This is a genomic window from Arthrobacter vasquezii (assembly GCF_029455255.1).
GTDB lineage: Bacteria > Actinomycetota > Actinomycetes > Actinomycetales > Micrococcaceae > Arthrobacter_D > Arthrobacter_D parietis.
In genome coordinates this window covers 1-24,795 of sequence record NZ_JAROKN010000033.1, presented here as the reverse complement: position 1 = coordinate 24,795, position 24,795 = coordinate 1, and the positions used below count along the sequence as shown (strand labels likewise).

Sequence of the window (24,795 nt, the reverse complement as noted above, 5' to 3'; positions counted from 1 at the left end):
GGTCGGCGACCCGGCGGGCACATTGTGGACGGATAGGTGTGGTTACTTGGTGGCGGCTTCGCGGTCCTCAGGCTCGATGCCGAGGTCGAGGAGCTTGCCGCTCTTGCGGTCCGCGAGGTATTCCTTCATTTCGCGCTTGATCACCGGCAGGAGCATGTACACGCCGAGCAGGTTCACGAACGCACAGACGAACAACGCCGAGTCAGCAAAGCTGAGCACCTGGCCGAAGGTGAGAACCGTACCGGTCACCGTGAAGAACAGGAAGATGACCTTGTACAGGACCTCCGAGGTCTTGCCGCGGCCGAAGAGGTACTCCCAGGCCTTCAGACCGTAGTAGGACCACGTGATCAGTGTGGAGAACGCGAAGAGCGCGACCGCCACGGCCAGGACAATCGGGAACCAGTCAATGACGGTGGCGAAAGCGTCCGAGGTGAGGATGACGCCGTCGGGAGTGCCTTCACCTGCCTGGACCTGATCAATTCCTGCCTGCAGGCTGGGTGCCCCGGCAATGACGATGGTCAGGGCCGTCATGGTGCAGATGACCACAGTGTCGACGAGCGGCTCGAACATCGCCACGAAACCCTCGCTCACTGGACGGCGGGTCTTGACTGCCGAGTGGGCGATAGGAGCGGAACCCAGACCGGCCTCATTGGAGAAGGCAGCACGCTGGAAGCCGACGATCATGACGCCGACGATGCCGCCGGCCAGGCCCTGCGGGTTGAAGGCGCCTTCGATGATGGCACCGAATGCGGCTGGAACCTGACCGATGTTCACGATGATGACGAACAGGCAGGCAAGGACGTAGATGATTCCCATCGCCGGTACGAGCCTGCTGGTGGTGGCGCCGATGGACTTGATCCCGCCGAGGATGACAGCGCCGACAAGCGCCGCAAGGATAATGCCGAAGATCAGGGCTGCACCCGGGCTGCCGAGGAATCCGTCAGCACCGCCGGTGACTTCCTGCGCCTGGGCGAAGGTCTGGTTGGCCTGGAACATGTTGCCGCCTGCAACACCGAAGATCAGGATCGCAACCGCGAAGATACCGGTGAGGATCTTGGCGGGCCATTTGCCGAACTTCTTGAAGGCAACCGGCAGGTACTTGAATGGCCCGCCGGAGACGGTGCCGTCCGGGTGGACCTCGCGGTACTTAACCCCGAGCGTGCACTCAGCGAACTTGGTGCACATGCCGAGCAAGCCGGCCAGGATCATCCAGAAGGTGGCACCGGGCCCGCCCAGCGCCATTGCTGCGCCGACACCGGCAATGTTTCCAAGCCCGACCGTCCCGGACAATGCCGAGGTCAGTGCCTGGAAGTGTGGGACCTCGCCCGGGTCATCCTTGGACGAGTAGCGTCCGCGGATCACCTCGTAGGAAACCTTCAATCCGCGGAACTGGATGAAGCCGAAGTAGATAGTGAAAATGACGGCCGCGGCGATAAGCCACGCGACCACTACCGGAAAACTGACCTCGCCAATGGTGATCGGGACGAAGACAATTGCGGCGAACCACGTTGCGACAGGTTCGAAGACGGCATCAATGGCGTCCTCGATGGCTGCGAGCCATCCCACCTGATCCGCAACGCTAGACATGGGTAATGCTTGGTTTATAGCCATCCGTTAAACAAACCCCACTAGGTGCTGTGATTGCAATCACAGGCAGCTAACGGCGCCCATCTTTATCAAAATGAGATCAAATACAGGGTGGATTTTCAGGAACTGTTGCTGCATGGTAACGGTCTAGCATTGTGGCATGGGCAAAACGAGGGCACAGATCGCACGCAAGCACGGGCCGGCCGCGGCTGGCCTACCGGCGAACCCGGGCGAGCAGCCTCCCCCACCCCGCCATAACGGCAACCTGATCCTCATTCCGGCAGTGGCTGCGGCTCTCTTCCTGTTTTGGTACTTCCATCTTCTGACGCTCTCCCAGATGACCCAGCTCTCCGGTGGGCTGAGCATGCCGGACATGCTCTTCGGTGGATATGATGCCGCCTATATCGACCAGCTGCGTGCCGTCATGGACTCTGCGGCTCTCGGGCAGCTGAGCTACGTGCACAAGACGGCCGGCACGCTCTTCCCGCTGCTTTTTGGACTGGCCTGGCTCCTGCTGGTTCAGCTCAACGTTTCACGGCGATGGCTTCGCTGGCTGCTGTGGAGCCCGGTGCTGCTCTTCGTTGTGGTGGACCTCTGGGAGAACGTCGCGATCGACTCCATTCTTTCCGGGCCCGACGCCGGTTCGGTCGCCCTGGCGTCCGTACTCACCATCGCCCGGTGGGTGCTGTTCGCGTTGAGCTGCGCGGCCGGTTTGACCGCGGTGCTGCTGCCGCGGAGGATGCGGTCACGGAGTTAGGAAGACTGTAAGCTGGTACCGCCTGCGCACCGCCCGGTGCGGTGGCGCACCCGCCTCTGTAGCTCAGTAGGATAGAGCGTCCCTCTCCTAAAGGGAAGGTCGTCGGTTCGATTCCGGCCAGGGGCACAACCGTTGTCCACATGGGTACACCTGCCCATGGCAGAGAATCCCCGCCTGCACTAGCTTGACGGGATGGGGAATCTTTCAACTGTGCCACCACCGTCTCACGTCGTCCGTCTATCACCGGCCGCCTGGTCGCTCGCACTGAGCTCAGCTTCGACAGCACACTCAGGCCATACCGATCCTTCGACTGCGCCTGCGCCGGATGCCGGGTGGGCGGAACTGAACTCCCTCGGATTGGCAACCGGCACCGAATTGTCATCACGCTGGCATACGGCTCTGCAGGAATTCCTCTCGCCCGCGATCCTTCTTCGCCTGTCGGCTGCCTACAACAGCGTGGGAGCCAACAGTGACCTCACGCTCACCGCAGACCGCGGTGTGTGCGTTCACCGCCGCAGCACCGTGGAAACAGACAACGACGGCAGCATCCGTGCACGGGGCCACGAACCGTCCCTTGAGGTAGCTCTCTTCGACGCGGAAAACATCTGGGGCGCAATCAGCCGCGTCCTTCCGCCGCTCCCCGAACTTCGAGCTGATGCGGTGCATGCCCGGACAGATTCCGGTGACACCGTCGTCCACATGCCGCTCACGCCTTCGGAAGCGGCCGCCGTCGTTCCGGAAGAAGCGATCCTGAGCGCAGCGATGACCACGTGGGCCGGGCAGAGCCGGCAGGTCTGGGCGGGCCGATGGTCAGTCAGCGAGAGCACGCTCTATTCGGTGCGCACCACAGACGGCGCTCTGCTCCTCACTCCGCAGCGAGCCGGTCATGTGGCCCGCGAAATCACCTTCGCCCTCGCCTGCGCCTATGAGTTCGTCGCGGGAGCAGCGGCGAGCGCATGAGCCAGCTCCTCGGGATGGACCCGGGCCAGGTTCGTCAGCTTGCCCGTTCCCTCGAGAATGCTGCGGCGCATTTCGAGCTGGTCGGACTGCAGGTCTCCGGGAAGCTCTCGGTCATCGGCTGGCAGGGCGGAGATGCGGACTACTTTCGCGCCGACTGGGCCGGCAGGCACCGCCCCACACTGTTGGGTATCGCTGAGCAGTTGAGGCAGGCCGCCCTCGAGGTTGTGGGTCATGCGGATGCCCAGGAAGGAACGAGTGCCACCGGCGCGGTAGGTCCACCTGCCCCTTCCGCCGCTCAGCCGCTCGCCTCCAGCACCCGGGAAACGAGCGGGGACGACAACGGCAACTGGATCACCGACGGACTGGAGTGGGTCGCAGGAGGCGCGGACTGGGTTGTCGACACCACCGCAGACGGAGCCGAGTGGTTCGGGAACCGGGCGGAACTGGGGTACGGCAACATCGCGGAATCGTTTCGCGACCTTGTCGATGGCGGCATCCATGCAGGCGGCCTGTTCGATGAGATGCTGGCCGGAAGTCCGCCATCGATCATGGAATTGTCAGCGTCGGTCGCGTTGGCGGGGAGCAGCCTCGTCGATTTCACTGTCACTGCCGGGACGTTCGGCCAGTGGGCTCCACTGCTGCTCGACGATGGAACGCCCTGGGCCGGAGAGCCGATTCCGGTCAGCGTGTCCCGGGATGGCATGAACCGTGGGCCCTCACAACATCTGGACAGCGTGGTGCCAACAGATCTTGCTGCGCTGGCGTTCCTCACGGCCCAGGCATACGGTGACGCGAGCAATCCATCCACCGCTGACGGTGCTGTCCGAATCACGCGGGTAGAAAACGCCGAGGGTCCCGCCTACATCCTGAGCATTCCAGGAACCCAGTCATGGAATCCTGTTACTTCTGCGATCTCGGCTGACTTGACCGGCAATCTGGTGAGCGCTTCGGGCCAAATGTCGACTGCGGCCGCGACCGTTGCGTTGGCCATGGAACGGGCGGGGATCGAACCCGGCGCGCCGGTGATGCTGTCAGGACATTCGCAGGGCGGAATGATCGCGGCCTCGCTAGCCTCGGACCCTGTGTTCCTGGAGCGGTACAACGTCACCAACGTGATGACGTTCGGCTCACCGGTTGACGGGACGGCCATGCCGTCGAACGTTGATGTCATTTCATTCCAGCATCAGAACGACGTCGTCTCGCGCCTCGATCTTGGAGGTACGAGCGTCAATGGTGCGGTGCCGGAGCAATCCGGTGAACAGGTCACCCTTCCGGACCCGCCCGGCAGCGGCTGGAGCGACGTGGCCGCCAACCACGACTACAACAACTACGCACACTCCATCAGCGAGGCTGAAGACGATCCCGCCAATCGCGCATTCCAGTACGCTCAGTCACCCTCTACTCAGCGATTCCTCACCGGCGACACCTCAGCGGTAGAGTCCTTCGTGATTCCAGTCGGAAGGCGACAACAATGAGACGCATAAGCTCGTTATTTGCTGTGCTGGCTTTGCTGCTCCTCCCAGCCTGTGGTGCATCGTCACCGGCGGACACGTATAGAGAGGCGATCTCCGCAATCGATGGCGTTGAGCGCGTCAGCGTGGAGTGGGCAAGGATCGGTGCCGGCGACTCCACCTCCATCGAGATTGATACAGCGACAAGTGATACCGCCGAGCTGCATCGGATACTCGATGACACGGTGCGCGCCTTCGTCGAGAGTGCCGATCGGCATGAAGAAACAACGCTCAACTACATGGTCTACTCCCAGGATCGCTCCGAATACCTCACCCCGAGCGACCTCGGCTCGGTGATGCGTTCGCTCAGCGATATCCGCGAGCACTACGGCATCGACTAGCAATCCCCGGTACACCCAGACTCGCCCCAGCTGAGCGGCTCATCTGAGCCGTAACCGTAACCGATACTGGAACCATGTCCCTTCTCCTTCTGCGTCGGATCGTGCAGCTGCTCGTTGGCCTCTTTCTTTACGGGTTCTCAATCGGCATGATGATCCGCGCCGGCATTGGAGTGTCCCCCTGGGACGTGCTGGGTCAGGGCGTTTCGGTCCAGAGCGGCATACCCTTCGGGCTGACCACGAACCTGATTGGTCTAGCCGTACTGCTGCTCTGGATCCCTATCCGCCAAAGGCCCGGAGTGGGGACAGTACTCAACGTCCTCCTCGTAGGACCGAGCGCTGAAGTGGGCCTCGCCGTCATCCCGCAGCAGACGGTCCTGTGGGTGCAGATTCTCCTGTTTACCGGCGGCCTGGTTCTGCTCGCGGTTGCCACTGGTCTCTACCTTGGGGCGCGCATGGGGCCTGGGCCACGTGACGGGCTGATGACCGGCATGCACAAACGCTGGGGCTGGCCCATCTGGGCAGTGCGGACGGGCATCGAGGTGTCGGTCCTCGCGATCGGCTGGGCTCTGGGCGGAACGGTCGGCGTGGGCACCGTGGCCTTTGCCCTCTTTGTGGGCCCGCTGGTCAACCTCACACTGCCTCGGTTCCACATTCCGGAGAAGCCCGGGGAGCCACGGCTGGACGGTCAGGCTGCACCATCCGGCGCCGCTCCCTAAGAATTCCGCGTCTTAGGGAAACATTGCTTCAGGCTCCGGAGCCGGTCAGCGCTTCCGCCGGCTCGTCCGGCGCGACCGACTTCTGCACAGCGAACTGTGTGCGGTGCAGCTCGTCATACCGCCCGCCGGCGGCGAGCAGTCCCTCATGCGTGCCGCGCTCGGCGATGCGGCCGTCCTCGATGACCAGAATCTGGTCCGCGCTCCGGATGGTGGACAAACGATGGGCGATCACCAGAGCCGTACGACCGGCGAGCGCCTCAGTGAGTGCGGCCTGAACGGCGGCTTCCGACGTCGAGTCCAGGGCTGCTGTGGCTTCATCCAGGATAACAACGCGCGGCTGGGCGAGCAGCAGCCGCGCAATGGTCATGCGTTGCCTCTCCCCACCGGAAAGCCGGTAACCGCGTTCACCCACCATGGTGTCCAGTTGATCCGGAAGCGACTGGATCAGGGTCTCCAGCCGTGCCCGGCGAACCGCATCCCAGAGCTCCTCATCCCGTGCTTCAGGGCGGGCCAACCTCAGGTTGGAGGCGATTGTCTCGTGGAACAGGTGGCCGTCCTGGGTCACCATGCCAAGGGTATGCCGCAGCGACTCGAACGTGGTTTCCCGGACGTCCTTCCCGCCAATCCGGACAGAGCCGGAATCGACGTCATACAGCCTGGCCAGCAACTGGGCGATAGTGGATTTACCCGCACCGGAGGTACCCACCAGTGCAACGGTCTGCCCGGGCTCAATGCGGAAGCTGACACCGTGCAGCACCTCCTCACCGCCACGGGTGTCCAGCGTTGAGACCTCCTCCAGCGAAGCGAGGGAGACTTTGTCCGCTGACGGGTAGGCGAAACGGACGTCGTCGAACTCGACTGCAACCGGACCAGCCGGAATCATCTGCGCGTCCGGCTTCTCCTTGATGAGTGGGTCGAGGTCGAGCACCTCGAAGACCCGCTCGAAGCTCACCAGAGCGCTCATGATCTCCACCCGCGCGTTGGCGAGGGATGTCAGCGGCGCGTAAAGGCGGGTGAGCAGCAGCGCCAGCGTCACCACTTCACCGGTATCCAGCGCGCCGCCGAGCGCCAAGCTGCCGCCCAATCCGTACACCAGTGCAAGGGCGAGGGCAGAAACAAGCATCAGCGCGGAGAAGAACACGAATTGCAGCATCGCCGTCCGGACACCGATGTCCCGGACCCGTGCAGCGCGGACACGAAACTCTTCGGACTCCTCATCAGGGCGCCCGAAGAGCTTGACCAGCGTGGCGCCGGGGGCGGAGAACCGCTCAGTCATCTGCGTGCTCATGGTCGAGTTGTAGTCAGCGGCCTCGCGCCGGAGGGAAGCCAGCCTGCTGCCCATGCGGCGGGCCGGCAGCAGGAAGATGGGCAGCATGATGACTGCGAGCACGGTGACCAGGACGGACGTGCTCAGCATGACGATCAGGGTAAGAATCAGCGCCACGAGATTACTCACCACGCCGGACAGCGTGCCGCTGAACGCCTGTTGGGCGCCGATCACGTCATTGTTGAGCCTGCTCACCAACGCACCAGTGCGGGTACGCGTGAAGAACGCGATGGGCATTTTCTGAACGTGGTCAAAGACCGCTGTCCGTAGATCGAGGATCACTCCCTCGCCGATCCGTGACGAGTACCAGCGTGTCAGCAGTCCCACGCCGGTGTCAGCTACGGCCACAATCGCAATCACGACGGCGAGCCACACGATGGTCTCTACCGCGGCTTCGGCGATGATCGCGTTGACAACCTGCCCGGCAAGGACCGGCGTGGCAACCGCCAGGAACGCGGATACCACTGACAGCGCGATGAAGAGCACCAGCTTGACCCGGTACGGCACGGCGAAGGACAGGATCCGCTTCAGCGTTTCCCTGGAAAATTTGTTGCTGCCGTTCTTGGCGGAGGAGATCCGGTACAGGGAACTCCAGGCCGCGCCTTCCATGCTCATGGGTGCCTCCAGCTAGTGAACTTCAAGCTTAGGACCAGCCGCGGACACTTTCGGTCCGGGAAACGGCGTCCTCAAGTTGGTGGACGCCGAGGGCGTCATTGACGAGGGGCAGCACCTGTGTACCCAACAGTTCAATGGACTCAAGAACCTGTGCCTGGGGCACCGATGAGAAGTCGAGCTGGAGGATGTGCCGGTCATGGCCCATGGCGGCGTGCGTGAGAACAATCTTCTCCGCCACTTCTTCAGGGGTACCGACATAGAGCGCCCCCGTACGCGCCGCCTGCATGTTGTAAGTGACTCCGCTGGGTTTGGGAAAGCCGCGTTCCGCGGAAATACGGGTCATACTGTCGAGCCAGTGCGGACGGAAGGCCTCCTTGGCTCCGTCACGGAGGATCAACCCGACGCCGCTGACGCCGACCCGCGGCACGGCTGTCCCCCTCGCGTTGAACTGTTCCCGGTAGAGCGCGGCGTGCTGCGCGAAATTGTCGACGGCACCACCTAGCAGCGCGTAAATGACCGATGTGCCCAGCCGCGCAGCACGCACCGACGACGACGGCGTCCCACCGGTTGCGATCCAAATGTCCAACTGCTCCCGGACCGGTCTCGGCAGGATCAGCGCATCCTGAAGCGGCGGCCGAAAACGGCCGGACCAGGTCAACCGTTCCTCGGCGTTGAGGCGCAGCAGAAGGTCGATCTTTTCCTCATAGAGTGCGTCGTAGTCTTCGAGGGCAGCACCGAACAGCGGGTAGGACTCGATGAAGGAGCCGCGGCCGGCGGTCAGTTCCGCCCGTCCGCCGGAGAGGAGGTCGAGGGTGGCGAACTGTTGGAAGACACGCACCGGATCCTCGGTGCTGAGTACGGTGACCGCTGATCCCACGTGGATCTGCCGGGTCTGTGCGGCGGCGGCGGCCAGAACCGGCACCACGGAGGACACCGCGTAATCCGGCCGGTGATGTTCTCCGATACCGAAGTAGTGCAGGCCCACCTCATCGGCAAGCCGTGCCCGCTCCAGCAGATCGGCCATCCGTTGTTCGGGTGATACCCGTTCGCCGGTTACCGGGTTCGGGTGGATGTCGCCGAAGCTGAAGATGCCAAGTTCCATACTGGTGTGCAACTCCGGGCCCGGTGCACCTATTCCGGGTTTGAGCCTGCGACAATACGCTGCGGGTGTGTGTAGCAGTTCAGTGTCTGCCCCCGGCTGAAACCGACAAGCGTGATCCCGGATTCCTCCGCCAGGTCCGCAGCCAACGACGACGGGGCGCTCACGGCCGCGAGGATCGGTATACCGGCAAGGTGCGCCTTCTGGACCAGCTCGAACGAGGCGCGTCCAGAGACCTGCAGAAATGTTCCCCGCAGCGGCAGCAGATCCGAGCGCAGTGCCCAACCCACCACCTTGTCCACGGCGTTGTGCCTGCCCACGTCCTCACGGAGGCACAGGAGCTCGCCGTCCCGGGAGAACAGTCCCGCCGCGTGGACGCCGCCCGTACGGTCGAAAAGCTTCTGGCTGGTCCGCAGCCGGTCCGGCAGGGAGGCAAGGACCGGCAGATCCACGGTGCCGTCGTCGTCGTGCACGTCGAAGCGGCCCGACTTCCGGACCGCGTCAATGGAGGCTGTTCCACAGATCCCGCAGGAACTGGAGGTATAGACATGGCGCTCCATCGATGTATCCGGCAGCGCTACGTCCGGGCGGAGCTGGGCCTCGACCACGTTGAAGGTCTGCCGGCCCTCCTCGTCCACCCCGGCGCAATAGCGAAGCGCGAGGATTTCACCGGGCTCGGCAACTACTCCCTCGGAGACAAGGAAACCTGCGACCAGATCGAAATCGTCGCCCGGGGTGCGCATGGTGACGCTGAAGGCCCGCCCGCCCAGCCTGATCTCCAGGGGCTCTTCACCGGCCAGACGGTCTTCCCGCCGGCTGACCGTGCCGTCCAGCCGATAGCGCGTAATCCGCCGCCTGTCCATCACCCGCGTCATCAATTCACCTTTCGGTTGGGCCTGGATTGAGCCTAATGGACGCTTCAACCTTCAGCGACCGGCGCCGCGTGTATCCCACATTCGATGTTCCTGAGCGACAATGGGTCAGGTAGGACCACTCAGCGCTGAGAAGCGGCCTAGAAAGGATGCGCGATGACTCGCTCAAACCCTCCCGTCGAAGAAGCAGACGAGAACGATCTCGATGTCGGTACACCCAAGGAATGGGCGGCCGGATTGCCCGGCGTGTACCACTCCATGCAGCCTGCTTTCAAGCATATGGGTGTTGAACGAAGCGTGCGCACCCTGCTCCGGATGAACCAGAAGCAGGGTTTCGACTGCATGAGCTGCGCCTGGCCGGACCCGTCGGATCACCGCAGCACCTTCGAATACTGCGAGAACGGCGCCAAGGCGGTCACTTGGGAGGCCACACCGGTCACTGTGTCCTCCGAGTTCTGGGCAGAGCATTCCATCACCGAACTGCGCGGACGGTCAGAGTACTGGCTCGGCATGCAGGGCCGGCTGACGGAACCCGTCTACAAGGCGGCCGGTGAGGATCACTACCGGCCCGTCAGCTGGGACAGGGCGATCACGATCATCTCGGACAAGCTGAAGAGCCTCGCCTCCCCCGATGAAGCGGCGTTCTACACGAGCGGGCGCGCGTCCAACGAGGCAGCATTCATCTACCAGCTGTTCATCCGTGCACTGGGCACCAACAACATGCCGGACTGCTCGAACATGTGCCACGAGTCATCCGGCGTTGCCATGGGCCAGACCATCGGGATCGGCAAAGCGACCGTCGCATACAACGACTACCTGAACTGCGACCTGATGATCGTCATCGGCCAGAATCCCGGGACCAACCATCCGCGGATGTTGAGCGCCATGGAGAAGCAGAAGGAAAACGGCGGCCAGATAGTGGCAGTCAACCCGCTGCCCGAGGCCGGCCTGCGCCGGTTCAAGAATCCCCAGAAGCCCAAGGGCGTAGTGGGTCGCGGCACCGATCTTGCCGACCAGTTCCTGCAGATCCGAAGCGGCGGCGACATGGCGCTGCTTCAGGCGGTGTCCAAGCGGGTGCTCGAGGCCGAGGACAGGAACCCCGGCACGGTGCTGGATCATGAATTCATCGCTGAATACTGTGAGGGGCTGGACGAACTACGGGAACACCTGTCGGGTCTTGATGAGGAGACCGTGCTGGAGGCGACGGGGCTGCGTTCTGAAGAGATCGACGAACTGGCCGACCGCTACATCAGGTCCAAGAGGACCATCATTACCTGGGCCATGGGCGTCACGCAGCAGAAGAACGGCGTCGGCACCATCAAGGAAATGATCAACCTGCTGCTGCTGCGCGGCAACATGGGCCGGCCTGGCGCGGGCGCCTCTCCCATCCGCGGACACTCCAATGTGCAGGGCGACCGCACCATGGGCATCTGGGAGCAGATGCCGGACTCGTTCCTGGACGCGCTCGGTAAGGAATTCCGGTTTGAACCACCCCGCGAGCACGGCGTGGACTCCGTCGCGGCGGTCAGGGGAATGCGCGACGGCGACATCAAGTTCTTCCTCGCACTCGGCGGCAACTTCGTCGCAGCGATGTCGGACACCGCAGCCACCGAAGCGGCCATGCAGAACCTTGAGATGAACGCGCAGATCTCCACCAAGCTGAATCGCTCCCACACGGTTATCAGTGAGGACGCAGAAGCGCTCATCCTTCCCACGCTCGGCCGCACCGAGATCGACATCCAGGCAACCGGCCCGCAGTTCGTCTCCGTCGAGGACACTGTCAGCGCCGTGCACTCCTCTGAAGGCAGGGTAGACCCGGTGGCACCGGGGCTGCTGTCCGAGGTTGCCATCGTGAGCCGGTTGGCACAGGCCACCATCGGTGACCGCATTGACGCTGACTGGCAGGGATTCGAGGACGACTACGACCGCATCCGGGACCACATTGCACACGTGGTTCCAGGGTGTGAGAACTACAACCGGCGGATCCGCGAGAAGGACGGCTTCCTGCTGGCCAACGGGCCGCGTGATTCGCGAAAGTTCAATACCCCCAGCGGCAAGGCGATGATCACCGTCAACGAACTGGACCCGATGGAGTGCCCGCCCGGCCGCTTGATCCTCCAGACCATGCGCTCGCATGACCAGTTCAACACCACCATCTACGGCTACAACGACCGCTACCGCGGAATCAAGAAGGGCCGCCATGTGGTCTTTGTGAATCCCGAGGATCTCGCGGAACTCGGCTTCAAGGACGGCGATCTTGTGGACGTGCACGGCGAGTACCTGGACGGCAAGGACCGCGCGCTGCGCAAGTTCCGGGCGGTTGCGTACCCCACCGCACGCGGCTGTGCTGCGGCGTACTACCCGGAGGCAAACGTCCTGGTTCCGCTGGACGACACCGTGAAGGGCAGCAACACCCCGGTCTCAAAGGGCGTCATCATCCGGCTGGAGCCGGCAGCTGACGGGCCGGCGGGCGGCACCGGCGAGGAGAACGCGCGGGAGAACATGCCGGCTACCGTCTGACCTGCACCGCCCTGCCGCGTTTCAGCTGAACGAGGGAGCTGCTAGCTGAACCACGGCAGGGTGAGTGCCGGTACCTTTTCGTCCGGCTCACAACCATGTTCAGGTACAACGAGGACGCCGTCGGCATCCGCCAGACCGCGCAGCATGCCCGAACGGTGGTGGACTGTGGGCATGGCGCGTCCGTTCTCCAGGCGGTACGGCACCAGCCGAGTGCGCCCTTCCAGCGGCTTGAAGGCCTCACCTGCCAGAACTGAGCGGGACTCCGGGAAGGCGGCTCCCCGCAGACCGGCCAACAGCGGTGCTCCCACCGTGAACAGCGCCATCATCGCGGCGAGCGGGTTGCCGGGCAGGCCCACAAAGAATCGGCCGTCCGGCAGCCGTGCCAGGAGCGTAGGGTGTCCGGGGCGCATGGCGATGCCGTCGATGAGAAGCTCAGCCTCGAGCACAGCCAGCGCGCGGCGGATGTGGTCCGCATCCGAGGAACCGGTGCCGCCGGTGCTGATCAGGACGTCTCCGGAAGCCCTCGCGAGAGAGACTTCATCTGTGGCCTCGGCGCTGATGGCAGCAACGACGTCGTCCAGATCATCACGCGCGCGGGCCACCGTATCCACGTGGCCGCCCAGCATGGTGAGCAGGCCGGGCAACTGCGGGCCGAACGTATCGCGAACCTGGCCCGCCTCGGGCAACCCTGCCTCGATCACTTCATCACCGGTCAACAGCAGGGACACCCGTGGCGCACGGAGAACGGGAAGCGTGTCATACCCGCAGACTGCGGCCAGCGCGATCTGCGCGGGATTGAGCACCGCACCGGCAGCTATGGCCTGCGCTCCCTCTGCCGCTTCCTCACCTGCCGGGCGGATATGTTCGTTCTCGAGCGGCTCGTCGGGGCGGGCACGGTCATTGCGGGTGAGCATGCCATCCCGGATGGCTCCGTGCTCAGAACGAAGAATTCCGGTAGCCCCTCGGGGCACCACGCCGCCTGTAAGGATGAACGTGGCCTGACCGGGTTCCAGCGTGGCGTAGCCGGACTTCTTGTGCTCGTGTGCCCGGTGCCAGGGGCTCTCATCCTCCTGAACGGGTGTGATCAGCATCCACGGCGGCTCACCGCTGAGCGCCCAACCGTCCATCGCCGAGGACGCGTAGTGCGGGATGGGCTGCAGCGCCACGACAGGTTCAGCAAGGGTCTGGCCGAGAGCGTCCGCGAGGTTCACGGTCTGTACAGGCTTAGGAGATGCCGATTCATACGCCAGCCGCCGGGCCTCCTGCCAGCTCAACTCGTGCCCTGCACTGCTCATCGGCGGTCTTCCGACCCGGCGACGGGCGGGCACGCCGCATGGGCGGCCCGCAGCGCTGACCGCATGGCCGTTCCGCTGTCTGCCTGCCCGATCCCGACGGCCATTCCGGCTGCATAACCGGCGATGAACGTGGTGAGCGGCGCTGCGGGTCGAACAACCGAGTGCGCCGCCTGACCGGCCAGCGCCAAAACGGCATCGACATCGACCTCGAGGCCCTCAAGTTCAAACGTTTCCAGAAGCTTCTCGCTCCACTGCCTGAGCAGGCGTTCCCGATCCTCCATGGTGAACCTTCCGCTATCTGCCCGCGCCTGGCTCCTCCACCCCGAACTGCCGGGCATCGGACCACGTATCAATGTCAGTGGTTGAGCCCGCGGGAACTTCGACTGGACTCCATGTCACCCTAGCAAGGAGCGCGCGCATAGACAGATTCCTTACTTCCTGCTTTTCCACTGTGGCCAGGTCAGCCCAGCGGTACAGTGCGGCAAGCGGTTGGTCCCTGCCGCCGTCGTGAGCCAGAACCGAGGCGCCCGTTTCAGCGGCGCCTCGCATGAGTGCAGGCAGTGCGTCGCTGATCCGCGGCATGTCGCACGCAAGCACAAGCACCCAGGGCGCGGGATCGGTCATCAGATGTACGACGGCGGCGCTCACCGCCGCTGCCGGCCCCCCGAAGGGCGGGTCTTCCCGTACCAGTTCCGCCCGGGGCGGCAGATCGGGCGCCGGTCCGCCAACAACGACAAGCCGCCGGGCTTCATTCAGAGCGCTGCAGGTTCGTTCCAGAAGGGAGAATCCATCGACGATCAGGGTTGACTTGGGGACCCCTCCGAGCCTTGAGGACCTGCCTCCTGTGAGCACAACGGCGTCGTACATCAACTCGCTGGCGCCACCGACACCGGCGGCAATGCTACCGGCGCCCCGGCCGTCGCGTGTATTGCTCACGCGGCGTTGTCAGCGGGCAGGAATTCGCTCCACTGCGGCAGCGGTTTTTCCAATTCCCGGATCTGCCAGAACGTCCCCCGGGGCGGCGTAGGCACAATTCGCAGGAACCAACCCAGCGAGGCCAGTGTCTTGTCACCCTTGGCGTTGTTGCAGCGTAGGCAGCAGGCCACCAGATTCTCCCAACTGTCCTCGCCCCCACGCGATCGCGGAACAACGTGATCAATGGTCGAGGCAGGCTTGCCGCAGTAGGCGCACAGGTGGTTGTCACGCCGGAGCACTCCACGGCGGGTCGCGACGGTGCCGCTACGGTAGGGGATCTTCACATACCTGTTGAGGAGGATGACTGATGGCCGCGACAGCACTTCGTTGGGGCCCACTACCGGGTCCTCCCCTTCTGCGACGACGCTGGCCTTGCCCGTAAGAACAAGCACGAGCGCCCGGCGGAAGGTCACGACCGCCAGTGGTTCGTATCCAGCATTCAAAACGAGAGTGCGCATGCACATTCCTCTTTGCCATCCATAGCCGCAGGATTGAATCCCTGAGGTCCCTGAAGCTACGGCGAAGGTACTTCGGATTGACAGTGCAAGAGTAAGCCGTTGCCGGGAGGATCCGTCAATCGCCACGCACGACAAAGCCCTCCGCCTGATAGGCAGAGGGCTTTGTCGAGGGAGGGTAAGGGAGATCAGCCGCCAACGCGGATGTAAACACCGCCGGAGCCGAGTTCTGCAGGTGCCACAACGGTCTGGTTGCCATTGAAACCACCGTGAACGGCCTGCCCTCCACCGATGTATACAGCGATGTGGGCTGCGCCCATGCCACCGTCAGCGTAGTAGATGAGGTCGCCGGGAATAGCTTCCGCGGCGCTGACCGTGCGGCCGAGGGAGAGGTAGCCGGCCGGCCATCCATGGAAGTTGATGCCGGCAGCGGCAAGGGCGTTGCTGGCGAGGCGGGTGCAGTCCTGGATTACTCCGAGCTGACCCTGCGCAGCGGCAGCAATGGTGGCCGCTACACCCGAGGAGACCTGGGGAGCTGCGGGCGCGGGCTTCTCGGCGACAGCAGCCGGTGCAGCAACAGGAGCCGCTGCCTGTATGGCGACAGCGGCCTCCGCTACGACGGCGGGTGCTGCTTCTGCGACTGGAGCTGTCTCCGCCACCGGAGCGGCTTCGATGATCTGGGCCTGCGGCTGCACAACAGGTACAGCCTCGACAACAGGGGCAGCCACAGTGGGCGCCGCCACTGCCTTGACGGCAGCCTTGTTGAAGGAGATTTTGGCATCCGCCGGGGCCTGAATCGGGGCCTTGGCGCCCTGAACCTCAAGCGTGGTGGTGACGGTGTTGCGCTCCGCGGGCAGCTCCACAGCGTTGGCCGCGACTCCGCTGGACAGAACGAGGCCCGAAGCCGCCGCGATGACGGCTGCCTGGCGACCTACACCGCCGGCGTTGTCACTGACTGCGCGGGCAATGGAGGAGAGGTGGGCTGAACGCTGCACTTCGGCGCGGTGGCGCGCTATGGCACGGGTGTTAGAGGTCATGTGTGTGCTCCAGGTATCTGTTCTTAGCTAACGCGGACGAAGCTAGAGCCAGCGAGATCGGACAGGCTGTGCAGCCCGGTATTCATACCGTTCAGGCCACCGCTGATGACCTGGCCGTTACCTACGTAGATGGCAACGTGACCTGCGGAGACAACGAGGTCACCGGGTGCGGGAGTGGAAACGACTGAGCCGAAAGCGAAGAAATCGCTCGGCGCGATGTCCCCGACCGACTTGCCGATTGAGCGCAGTGCCTTCTCAACCATGGCGGTGCAATCCTGGGCAACGCCGATCTGCGAGTAGGCCGAGCCTACGAGCGCTGCGCCGATTCCGCTGGAGGTGGGCGCCTCGACGGGAGCCGGAGCCTCAGCGGCGGGAGCCTTTACCTCAACCTCTGCCTGGGGAGCTGCCGCAACCTCGACGGCGGGCTCAACGACCGGGGCCGGAGCGGCCACAGCTGCTTCATTCTGAACTACTGCTTCAGCCTGCACTGTGACGGCTGGGGCGGGCTCAACAGCCTCGACGACCGGAGCTGCTACAGCTTCAACGGCTGCTCGCTCGAAGGTGACGGTTGCGTCAGCGGCGGCGCTGACGCTGACCGGCTGAGCTACCACGGCACTGAGGGTCTTGACTGCCTGGGCCGAGCGCTGGGCGTCAGAAGCGCCATGAGCCGGAAGGCCTGCGGTGAGGACGAGTCCGGAAGCAGCGACGATGACTGCTGCCTGGCGTCCTACGGAACCTGCGTTCGAAGACACAGCCCTGGAAATGGCTGCGAGCGAATTTGTATGAGCCGGAACCGCACGATGGCGCCCCAGCGCAGAGCTATTTGACACGTTGAATTGCCTCTCCCTACGCCTGCGAGGTGAGCTGTCGGATTCGGATGGGAGTCACCCGGCCGCGGATCGTCTCAGATCCAGCGACTTAACCCCAAGGACTTCAAGAAGAAGCCCACAATTGGTTCCCCCGCCCCTGCCATGCGATTGTTGCGAACGGAACTCGTACAGTGGCAGAGCTAGGCGATCTGCACGAGTGCGCCGAACCCCCTGCGATTCGGCACGAGTTAGACGGTACATCAGTTCTCTGGCTATGTCACATTCCGGTCACGGAACGGTGTGTTCATGATTACGACGCGGCCAACCGGCGCGGAAAATGACTCAGAGCCAGCCGAGCGGATCGACGTTTTTGCCGTCGACAAGGACCTCAAAATGCAGGTGGCATCCGGTTGAGGCGCCTGTGGAACCCACGCGTGCTATCGCGTCGCCACGCTCCACAATCTGGCCCACCGCCACGTCCATGGCCGACAGGTGGTTGTAGGTGGTTTCCAGTCCGTTGGCATGCTTGATCACCACACGGTTGCCGCCCCCGTATGCGTGCCAGCCTGCAAACGTGACGGTGCCGGCCGCAGCCGCCAAGACGGAGGTCCCGCAGGCTTCGCTCATGTCCTGTCCGGTGTGGAGTTCCCCTGCACCGGTGATTGGGCTGATCCTGGTTCCGAAAGCGGAGCTCATCACCATACGGTCCAAGGGTGCTGAGAGAGAGCCCTTGGCCTCCGCAGTCACGATGTCTCCACCGGATGCGGAAACGATCTCGGCAAGCTTCGCATCGGGATCGAAGGTGCTGTGCAGTGCCGCGCGGTCAAATGAGACATCCGCACCGGCGGCAGCCTGCACTGGCTGCAGTTCTTCCTGCTCAGCTGCAGCAGCCACGGTTTGCGCTTCAGCGGGCACCACTGCGGCGGTGGTGGGCAGCGCAACCGTGAGCACCATGCCAGAGGCAGCGGCCGCAATGGCAACCTTCTGGCTGAGTCCGGCGAAGGAAACGTCGCGGCGAGTGCTGGCTGCGCGGCGTCGTCGTTCGGTGCGTTGGGCATCACGGGGGCGTAAGGAAACTACCGGGGCTACCGTTCCGGTGCGGGCTTCACGGCGGGGCAGCGGATTATCCGGGCAGGTGGAAACCGGCGCCGGGAAAGCGTTGATTTCAGTGCACACCGGGCTGGACGGCGCTGCTGCGTTGTCCGCAGCCTGACGTGCCAAGCGCTCAGCTCGTTCCCGCCTATGCGCATCGCGTGGCCGCGCTTCAGCGACCGGGGTGCTCGCACGGCGGCGCCCCGAAGCAGTGTTCGACAAGGAGACCCTTTCTCATTTTTTGCCTGCGAAGTTAGCTGTCGGATTCGAGTATGAGAAGACTCGGTTCAGATCCCTGCGGTGTGGCAGCATCCGAACTTCACCCCAAGGCCATGGCATGCCATGACCGGTTGTGGGTCCTCCGCCCCTGTCCATCTGTGTAACACTGCGTTCGCTGACAGGGTTAGGCAGGCGAACCAGGTAACGCTGGAGTATCAGCGCCAGGAACCAACTATAGCCGTGAGCGCCGGAAAGTAATCATTTCGTAACCATGCTGTGGATATCCTTCGGGAATCCAGAGCCTTCCGGTCCGGCGCCTCAGAACTGCGGCTGAACCGCCACAAAAACATGCGAAGCAACTTCCGGCGGCAACTCCAGCGCACCCTCCACGCCGGGCACCCGAACGGACACGTAGTCTCCCACTGCCTGTAGGGTCATCTGCGCTCCGGGACGCAGACCGCCTTCGTCCAGTTGGGTCAGCAGTTCGGGATCCACCTGAATGGGTTCGGCCAGCCGGACAAGGGTCACAATCGAACCCGCAGTGTAGTTTGCCATCGTGTCCGTAAGCGTGCGCACGCCCAAGGTGAACGCTTCCGACGGGGTACCGCCCAGGGCCTCAAGGCCAGGGATGGGATTGCCGTAGGGTGATTCGGTCGGCTGGCCCAGCAGCTCATACAGGCGCCGCTCAACCCGCTCGCTCATCACGTGTTCCCACCTGCACGCCTCATCGTGGACGTAGGCCCAGTCCAGGCCGATGACATCGGAGAGCAGTCGTTCCGCCAGCCGATGCTTGCGCATCACCTCGGTGGCCCGCCGGCGCCCGAGCTCGGTCAGTTCAAGGTGACGGTCGCCGGTCACCACTACGAGTCCGTCACGTTCCATCCGACCGACAGTCTGCGAGACCGTAGGGCCTGAGTGACGAAGGCGCTCGGCGATCCGGGCGCGCAGCGCAACGATGTTTTCTTCCTCAAGTTCAAGGATTGTCCGCAGATACATCTCGGTGGTGTCGATGAGGTCCGTCATTTGCGGGGTTCAGCTCCTTGGCACTGGTGCGGTTTGAGCGTTGATGCAGCGGCTGCCTGCAGTGCCCAACAGATGGGCCGCCGTCGTCATCCCTACGCCCCACAAGGTTAACCCATTTACACAGCGTCACCCGCCCCGCTGATCCGGGCGCATCCGAAGCCGGTCACAATGCATCTGCGCTGAGCGTGCTGGGGCAGAATGGTCTGCGACCCCATCGCAAGCAACCTCCCTGGAGTAACCATGAGCGATCCCGCCGACATCCGCATCCCCGCCGAGCTGCTGCCGCAGGATGGCCGGTTCGGTGCGGGTCCCTCCAGAACGCGCCCCGAGCAGCTGGAAGCGCTGAACCGGGCAGGAACGGCCCTGCTTGGAACCTCACATCGGCAGGCACCGGTCAAGAATCTGGTGGGTTCGGTCCGGGCCGGTTTGATGGACTTCTTCGGCGCCCCGGAAGGCTACGAAGTGATTCTCGGTGTTGGAGGGTCCACTGCTTTTTGGGATGTCGCCTCCTTCGGTCTCGTTGAAGCGCGTGCGCAGCATCTCTCCTTTGGTGAGTTCGGATCCAAGTTCGCAGCGGCGACGTCCAAGGCACCATTCCTGGGCGAGTCAACGGTCATCACCTCTGACCCCGGCTCCCGGCCGGTGCCCGTCGCGGAGCCGGGCATCGACTTCTATGCCTGGCCGCAGAACGAAACCTCAACCGGTGTGGCGGCGCCGGTCGAGCGGGTGGCGGGCGCGGATCACGGCGCGCTCATCTGCATCGATGCAACCTCCGCTGCCGGCGGGTTGTCGGTGGACGTCTCAGAGGCTGACGTGTACTACTTTGCTCCGCAGAAGAACTTCGCGTCCGACGGCGGACTCTGGCTTGGCCTCTTTTCCCCCGCTGCACTCGAAAGGGCAGCGGCGATCAAGGCTTCGAAGCGCTGGATCCCGGACTTCCTCGACCTTCAGACGGCGATCGACAACTCACGCCTGAATCAGACCTACAACACACCGGCACTGTCCACGCTTGTGACACTCAATGCTCAGATCGAGTGGCTCAACAGCAACGGCGGGCTGGAATTCGCTGCAGCGCGAACCGCCGATTCCGCCAGCCGCATCTACAGTTGGGCTGAGTCCTCCGCCGTTGCCGCGCCCTTTGTGCAGAACCCGGACCACCGCTCCAACGTCATCGCGACGATCGACTTCGCGGAGACTGTTGACGCTGCCGCCGTAGCCAGGACCCTCCGCGCAAACGGGATTGTCGACGTCGAACCGTACCGGAAGCTGGGCCGCAACCAGTTGCGCATCGCCACCTTCGTGGCAATCGAGCCCACCGACGTATCGGCGCTGCTGGAATGCATTGACTACGTGGTGGAGCGTTCCTAGCCGTTCCGTTCCGCAGTATTCCGCGCTGTCGCGGCAAGGGTCAGTTTGAGCCGCCGCGGCGAGGGATGGATGAGACGGACCCGCACGTGATGCGACCGCGCTACCCAGGCCAGCCCGGCCACCGCGGCCACGAAGCCCGACGCCGCAGCGACCACCAGTCCCCACCGCGGCCCGTAGGCGTTGGTCACCCACCCGACGATGGGCGCTCCGATAGGCGTCCCGCCCAGGAAGATCGCAAAGTACAGGGCCATGACCCGGCCGCGCATCTCCTGCACGGTTGTGGTCTGAACGTAGGCGTTGGCGCTGGTCATCAGCGTCAGCGCGAAGAGTCCCACTGGAACAAGGGCCAGCCCGAAAAGCCAGACGGACGGTGCCAGCGCAGCCAGCAGGCACGCGAGGCCAAAGGCACCGGCTGCTCCGAAGACGAACCTGAGCCGCGGCCGGTCCCGCCTCGCCGAAAGCAGCGCCCCCGCCACGGAACCCACCGCCATGATCGAGGACAGCGTGCCGAAGACTCCCGCGCCTGTTCCGAACTCAGTGCGTGCCATCGCCGCAATATAGACGGCAAAGTTCAAGCCGAAGGTTCCGACCACGAAAATTGCGAACATCACCATCATGAGATCCGGCCGCTGCTGCACATAGCGGAAACCTGCTCGGATCCTCCCGCGACCGGGCGCCGAGCGGTTGAGTACACGCAGTTCTTTTTGACGGATAGTGACGAGGACGAAGATCATCGCCCCGAACGTCACTGCGTTGATCAGGAAGACCCAGCCGGGCCCTACGGCAACCGTGAGTAAACCCGCAACTGCGGGACCGAACATCCGAGCGCCGTTGAAAGAGGCGCTGTTCAGGGCCACCGCGTTGGGAAGGTAATCATCGCGCACCAGTTCGGAGACGAAGGCCTGGCGCGCGGGAGCGTCAATGGCGGAGACGACGCCCAGAGCAAGCGCAAACGCGTAAACATGCCACAGCTCCGCCAGGCCGAGCACCACGAGGAGGCCCAGCCCTACGCCGAGCGCCGCCATCGCGGCCTGGGTTCCCATCAATAGCTTGCGGCGATCAACGGAGTCAGCGATCAGCCCGGCCCACGGAGCTATGAAGAGCTGCGGCCCCAACTGCAAGGCCATGACAATACCCATAGCCGCGGCGTCCTGATCGGTGAGGATGTCATAGACAAGCCAGTCCTGGGCTGTGCGCTGCATCCAGGTGCCCACGTTGGAAATCAGGGCGCCGATGAACCAGAGCCGGTAGTTGTGGATATGCAGGGATCGGAACATGCCCATCAGGCAGCCTTCCTTTCCGCGCTCCCCCACACCTCAGGCAACTGGAGATTCGCCTCCAGGGGCGGCCTCGGCGTCAGTCTCAGCAACGTCAGCCTCCGGAACCCGTGCGGCGTCCTCCGAAGTTGCATCTTCCGGCGTTGCATCTTCCGGCGTTACGGCTTTCGGTGCTGCCGAGTCTTCCTCCGCTGTGTCCTCCGGGCGAACGCGTTCAGACCAGGGCACCCAGTCAGGCGCCAAAAGTGCGTTTTCGGAGGGCAGCAGCCCTACTTCACAGACCGTGGCGTCCTTGCTGCGCGGAACCCGCGCCAGGGTTGCGAACCAGTGCCAGCCCTCGTACCCGGGGACGTGTGCGGCGAAGCGATGCGTCACGAGCCGCTCGGCATCGGGGAAAGCACCGACATGCTCCCCCACCTCATGTTCCCCGGCAACCTCCAGCAGGCCATTCCGCGCGGCGTCCACCGCCGCAGCCAGCACAGCGTCAGGCCTGGACGGCTTACGGACCGGCCTGCGCTTTGCTGCAGGCGCTGCGGGGGCCGCCGTCGCGACGGGCTCCGCCTCAGCTGTTTCCATTGATGCCGGGGTTTCACTCATGCGGGCTAAACGTCCAGATCATCCGCGACCGCGCGCAGCACTGCGGCGACCTTCGCGGAGTGCGACTTGTCCGGGTACCGCCCGCGCCGCAAACCGTTGGACACATCATCCAGCAGCCGGATCAGATCCTCGGTGATCACGGCCATGTCATCAGCGTTCTTGCGCGTTGCCTTGGCAACCGAGGGCGGCACGTCAAGAATGCGTGCGGACAGCGCCTGGAGACCCTTGCGTCCGTCAGCGACTCCGAACTCGAGCCGCGTTCCGACCTTGACTTCAGTCACGCCGGCCGGAAGCGCCGAGGCATGCAGGAACACTTCCTTGCCGTCATCCGTCGCCAGGAAACCGAAACCCTTCTCGGAGTCGAACCATTTGACCTTGCCGATAGGCACGTAATTACCTCGTTCTCGAACTACTTGCGCGCAATCCGTTGGCGCTTCACCAATGGTTACCGAGGGCAACCGGAAGGGTGTCAGTCAGCCGGGGCTGCGCAGGGAAAAAGTCTGCCTTAACAGGATACCCGGCACTGACGGGCGAAATGGGCGATCCGCGTCCTTGTACGCTAGGAGCATCATGTCGCAGAACCCTTCCTCTGTCCCTGCCGCCAACGATGACGGCGGCCGCAACACCCGGCGTGCGCGGCTGGCCCTGCTCATTGCCGCGGTCGGCTTCGCGGTCCTCGGCCTGCTGTCCCTGGTGGCGGTACTCTTCTCCGCGTGGGCCGGCGCGGAGGCTTGGCCGGGATTTGTTACCGCTGCCTATTTCTTTCTGCCGCTCGGCTTCCTGTTGATGGCTGCCAGCGTGGTTGTCAGCGTTCTTAGGCGCGGGCGCAGCTGAGTTTTCCCTATAGTCGCCGCTGGATTCTCATTTCCTACGGGCGCCCACGCCCAGACATCGGCAGTCATCTCACCGCCGCCCGGTGCGAGTAACGTTAATCCGGTGTCCGCTATCCGTGCTCTTGCCGAGGACCTTGTTTCCCGCAGCGACGCCGAACTCCGAAGGCTGATGTCCGCGCGCCCGGATGTTGTCCTGCCGCCGGTGCCGGATTTTGCAGCCCTCGCGGCCCGGGCCTCGACCCGGGTAAGCGTCCAGCGTGCCCTTGAGGGCTTGAATACTCCGCAGCTCATGGTGCTCGAGGCAGTAGTGCTCACCACCAACCTCGACGCGGCCGTCGGTGCCACAGCCACAGGCCTCAAGGCGTCCATATCCTCGATGACGGCGAAGACGCTCGAGCCCTTTCTCACTCAGCTTCACGAGGTGGCGCTCCTGCGAACCGGCCCCGCGGCCAGGGGCCGCCGCTCCTACTTCCCCCTTGAATCCCTTCACGATGCGCTTGGTCCCTACCCTGCAGGCCTTGGACGTCCGCTGGCCTTGCTGGCCCAGCAGTACCCGGAGTACGCCGCGCGGATGGCGGCCGGACTGGAACTACTGTCCGCTTCCGGGATTCCTGGTGCAGCGGGTCCGTCCGCATCCGATCCCGCAACTACCCTCGCGGCGATCCTCGACACATCCTGGGACGCTGTGCTGGAGGCGGCTCCCAGCGCAACGGGTGACCTGCTGGAAAAACTCGCGGCCTCTCCGGTGGGCTCGGCAAAGGCAGGCGCATCAAGCACGGCGACGCCCCTTGAGTGGCTTCTTGAGCGCGGACTCCTCATCCGTCTCGACGCCAATCATGTCGAGCTTCCGCGGGAAGTGGGAATTGCGGCACGTGGTGGCATGATCATTCCCTCGCTGCCGGCCTCGCCACCGGTTCCGCAGCTCGCTGCGGTCCGCGCCGGCCTTCGGGACAACGCCGCCTTCGGGGCCATCGCTGAAACGCTCAGGCTCGTCACCGAACTCCTTACCAGCGTGCAGGCGGAGCCAATCGCGACCCTCCGCACCGGAGGTGTGGGCGTTCGGGAGATTCGACGGCTCGCCGATGCCCTGCGGGTGGACCGTGTCCAGGTGGCCTGGCTGCTTGAGCTGGCAGCACTGGGCCGCTTGATAGTGCTGGATCCGGACAGCTCACGCTGGATGGCAGCCCCCGGTGGATCCTGGCACCTCGCCGAACGCCACGAGCAGTGGCTCCGGCTGGTGCAAGCGTGGCTCGACGCTGAGCGCGCTCCTTCCCTGGTGGGCGGGCAGCTGCCCACCGGCAATACGGTCAATGTGCTGTCTTCGGAGGCAACGCGCACTGACGCGCCGGCGGTCCGCCGTCGTCTGTTGTCAGCCGCGGACGCGCTCTCGGCCGAGACAGAGCACGATGACGCCCGCGCCCCGGTCCTTGACGCACCATCCCTCGTCGAACGCCTCACGTGGCACCAGCCCCGCCTGCGCCGGCGGTTTTCGCGGCTGGTGCCGGGCATG

The 24,795-nt window shown here is 64.1% G+C and carries 23 protein-coding genes, 1 tRNA gene, 1 pseudogene and 2 riboswitches; of the genes and pseudogenes, 10 read left to right on the top strand and 15 right to left on the bottom strand.

Annotated features, from left to right (window positions below; all coding sequences use genetic code 11):
- Nucleotides 1–42 precede the first annotated feature (42 nt).
- Nucleotides 43–1,587, bottom strand: coding sequence for an alanine/glycine:cation symporter family protein (locus tag P4U43_RS12025; RefSeq protein WP_277358950.1), 1,545 nt, complete (start codon nt 1,585–1,587; stop codon nt 43–45).
- A gap of 160 nt (nt 1,588–1,747) precedes the next feature.
- On the opposite strand from P4U43_RS12025, the gene P4U43_RS12020 reads away from it, so the two are divergent.
- From P4U43_RS12020 to yczE, 6 genes are all read left to right on the top strand, one after another.
- Entirely contained in the window at nt 1,748–2,344 is a 597-nt protein-coding gene (locus tag P4U43_RS12020) for a hypothetical protein (RefSeq protein ID WP_277358949.1), read from the top strand.
- A 52-nt stretch (nt 2,345–2,396) separates the two neighbouring features.
- Nucleotides 2,397–2,470 (top strand) — tRNA-Arg (locus P4U43_RS12015).
- An 84-nt stretch (nt 2,471–2,554) separates the two neighbouring features.
- Nucleotides 2,555–3,304 (top strand): hypothetical protein, encoded by a 750-nt coding sequence (locus P4U43_RS12010; RefSeq protein ID WP_277358948.1) that lies wholly within the window; start codon nt 2,555–2,557, stop codon nt 3,302–3,304.
- Nucleotides 3,301–4,779, top strand: coding sequence for a PGAP1-like alpha/beta domain-containing protein (locus P4U43_RS12005; RefSeq protein ID WP_277358947.1), 1,479 nt, complete (start codon nt 3,301–3,303; stop codon nt 4,777–4,779). Before P4U43_RS12010 ends, P4U43_RS12005 begins: the two co-directional genes overlap by 4 nt.
- Entirely contained in the window at nt 4,776–5,156 is a 381-nt protein-coding gene (locus P4U43_RS12000; RefSeq protein WP_277358946.1) for a hypothetical protein, read from the top strand. The genes P4U43_RS12005 and P4U43_RS12000 overlap by 4 nt, the downstream gene beginning before the upstream one ends.
- A gap of 74 nt (nt 5,157–5,230) precedes the next feature.
- Nucleotides 5,231–5,872: a membrane protein YczE gene (yczE, locus tag P4U43_RS11995; protein WP_056550049.1), complete on the top strand. Its 642-nt coding sequence runs from the start codon at nt 5,231–5,233 to the stop codon at nt 5,870–5,872.
- A gap of 28 nt (nt 5,873–5,900) precedes the next feature.
- Here yczE and P4U43_RS11990 read toward each other — a convergent pair whose 3' ends face one another.
- Genes P4U43_RS11990 through fdhD form a run of 3 tightly spaced genes read right to left on the bottom strand, consistent with a single transcriptional unit; the run spans nt 5,901 to nt 9,788 of the window.
- Nucleotides 5,901–7,814, bottom strand: coding sequence for an ABC transporter ATP-binding protein (locus P4U43_RS11990; RefSeq protein ID WP_277358945.1), 1,914 nt, complete (start codon nt 7,812–7,814; stop codon nt 5,901–5,903).
- A gap of 28 nt (nt 7,815–7,842) precedes the next feature.
- Nucleotides 7,843–8,916 carry an LLM class flavin-dependent oxidoreductase gene (locus tag P4U43_RS11985; protein WP_277358944.1) on the bottom strand — a complete coding sequence of 358 codons (1,074 nt, stop codon included), beginning with the start codon at nt 8,914–8,916 and terminating at the stop codon, nt 7,843–7,845.
- A 29-nt stretch (nt 8,917–8,945) separates the two neighbouring features.
- The gene (gene fdhD, locus P4U43_RS11980) at nt 8,946–9,788 is read right to left on the bottom strand and encodes a formate dehydrogenase accessory sulfurtransferase FdhD (protein ID WP_277358943.1); all 843 of its coding nucleotides are present in this window, start codon (nt 9,786–9,788) and stop codon (nt 8,946–8,948) included.
- Nucleotides 9,789–9,941: 153 nt separating this feature from the next.
- Between fdhD and P4U43_RS11975 the strand changes: the two genes are divergently transcribed.
- Entirely contained in the window at nt 9,942–12,305 is a 2,364-nt protein-coding gene (locus P4U43_RS11975) for an FdhF/YdeP family oxidoreductase (RefSeq protein WP_277358942.1), read from the top strand.
- Nucleotides 12,306–12,346: 41 nt separating this feature from the next.
- On the opposite strand, the gene P4U43_RS11970 is transcribed toward P4U43_RS11975, so the two are convergent.
- From P4U43_RS11970 to P4U43_RS11935, 8 genes are all read right to left on the bottom strand, one after another.
- Entirely contained in the window at nt 12,347–13,600 is a 1,254-nt protein-coding gene (locus P4U43_RS11970) for a molybdopterin molybdotransferase MoeA (RefSeq protein ID WP_277358941.1), read from the bottom strand.
- On the bottom strand, nt 13,597–13,881 hold the full coding sequence (locus P4U43_RS11965; protein ID WP_277358940.1) for a DUF6457 domain-containing protein: 285 nt from the start codon (nt 13,879–13,881) through the stop codon (nt 13,597–13,599). Before P4U43_RS11965 ends, P4U43_RS11970 begins: the two co-directional genes overlap by 4 nt.
- A 13-nt stretch (nt 13,882–13,894) precedes the next feature.
- Entirely contained in the window at nt 13,895–14,536 is a 642-nt protein-coding gene (gene mobA / locus P4U43_RS11960; RefSeq protein ID WP_277358939.1) for a molybdenum cofactor guanylyltransferase, read from the bottom strand.
- On the bottom strand, nt 14,533–15,033 hold the full coding sequence (locus P4U43_RS11955; RefSeq protein WP_277358938.1) for an HNH endonuclease: 501 nt from the start codon (nt 15,031–15,033) through the stop codon (nt 14,533–14,535). Before P4U43_RS11955 ends, mobA begins: the two co-directional genes overlap by 4 nt.
- A 185-nt stretch (nt 15,034–15,218) precedes the next feature.
- The gene (locus P4U43_RS11950) at nt 15,219–16,067 is read right to left on the bottom strand and encodes an NlpC/P60 family protein (RefSeq protein WP_277358937.1); all 849 of its coding nucleotides are present in this window, start codon (nt 16,065–16,067) and stop codon (nt 15,219–15,221) included.
- A 23-nt stretch (nt 16,068–16,090) separates the two neighbouring features.
- A complete protein-coding gene (locus P4U43_RS11945) occupies nt 16,091–16,819 on the bottom strand; it encodes an NlpC/P60 family protein (RefSeq protein WP_277358936.1) in 729 nt (242 codons plus the stop codon).
- Between the two features lie 83 nt (nt 16,820–16,902).
- Nucleotides 16,903–17,062: riboswitch (cyclic di-AMP (ydaO/yuaA leader) on the bottom strand.
- A 156-nt stretch (nt 17,063–17,218) separates the two neighbouring features.
- Nucleotides 17,219–18,097, bottom strand: a complete 879-nt coding sequence (locus P4U43_RS11940; RefSeq protein ID WP_277358935.1) for a M23 family metallopeptidase — start codon at nt 18,095–18,097, stop codon at nt 17,219–17,221.
- Nucleotides 18,098–18,194: 97 nt separating this feature from the next.
- Nucleotides 18,195–18,388, bottom strand: a riboswitch (cyclic di-AMP (ydaO/yuaA leader).
- Between the two features lie 117 nt (nt 18,389–18,505).
- Nucleotides 18,506–19,210 (bottom strand): metal-dependent transcriptional regulator, encoded by a 705-nt coding sequence (locus P4U43_RS11935; protein WP_277358934.1) that lies wholly within the window; start codon nt 19,208–19,210, stop codon nt 18,506–18,508.
- A gap of 240 nt (nt 19,211–19,450) precedes the next feature.
- Here P4U43_RS11935 and serC point away from each other — a divergent pair, with 240 nt between their 5' ends.
- A complete protein-coding gene (serC, locus tag P4U43_RS11930; protein WP_277358933.1) occupies nt 19,451–20,578 on the top strand; it encodes a phosphoserine transaminase in 1,128 nt (375 codons plus the stop codon).
- Here the strand turns inward: serC and P4U43_RS11925 are convergent.
- The 3 genes from P4U43_RS11925 to P4U43_RS11915 are packed head-to-tail and all read right to left on the bottom strand — an operon-like array spanning nt 20,575 to nt 22,841.
- Nucleotides 20,575–21,861: an MFS transporter gene (locus P4U43_RS11925; RefSeq protein WP_277358932.1), complete on the bottom strand. Its 1,287-nt coding sequence runs from the start codon at nt 21,859–21,861 to the stop codon at nt 20,575–20,577. The genes serC and P4U43_RS11925 overlap by 4 nt on opposite strands.
- A gap of 33 nt (nt 21,862–21,894) precedes the next feature.
- Nucleotides 21,895–22,452 (bottom strand): DUF3027 domain-containing protein, encoded by a 558-nt coding sequence (locus tag P4U43_RS11920; RefSeq protein WP_277358931.1) that lies wholly within the window; start codon nt 22,450–22,452, stop codon nt 21,895–21,897.
- A gap of 5 nt (nt 22,453–22,457) precedes the next feature.
- Entirely contained in the window at nt 22,458–22,841 is a 384-nt protein-coding gene (locus P4U43_RS11915) for a cold-shock protein (protein ID WP_277358930.1), read from the bottom strand.
- A 181-nt stretch (nt 22,842–23,022) separates the two neighbouring features.
- Between P4U43_RS11915 and P4U43_RS11910 the strand changes: the two genes are divergently transcribed.
- Entirely contained in the window at nt 23,023–23,286 is a 264-nt protein-coding gene (locus P4U43_RS11910; RefSeq protein WP_277358929.1) for a hypothetical protein, read from the top strand.
- 102 nt (nt 23,287–23,388) lie between these two features.
- Nucleotides 23,389–24,795 (top strand): annotated as a pseudogene (locus P4U43_RS11905) (helicase-associated domain-containing protein); the annotation flags it as partial.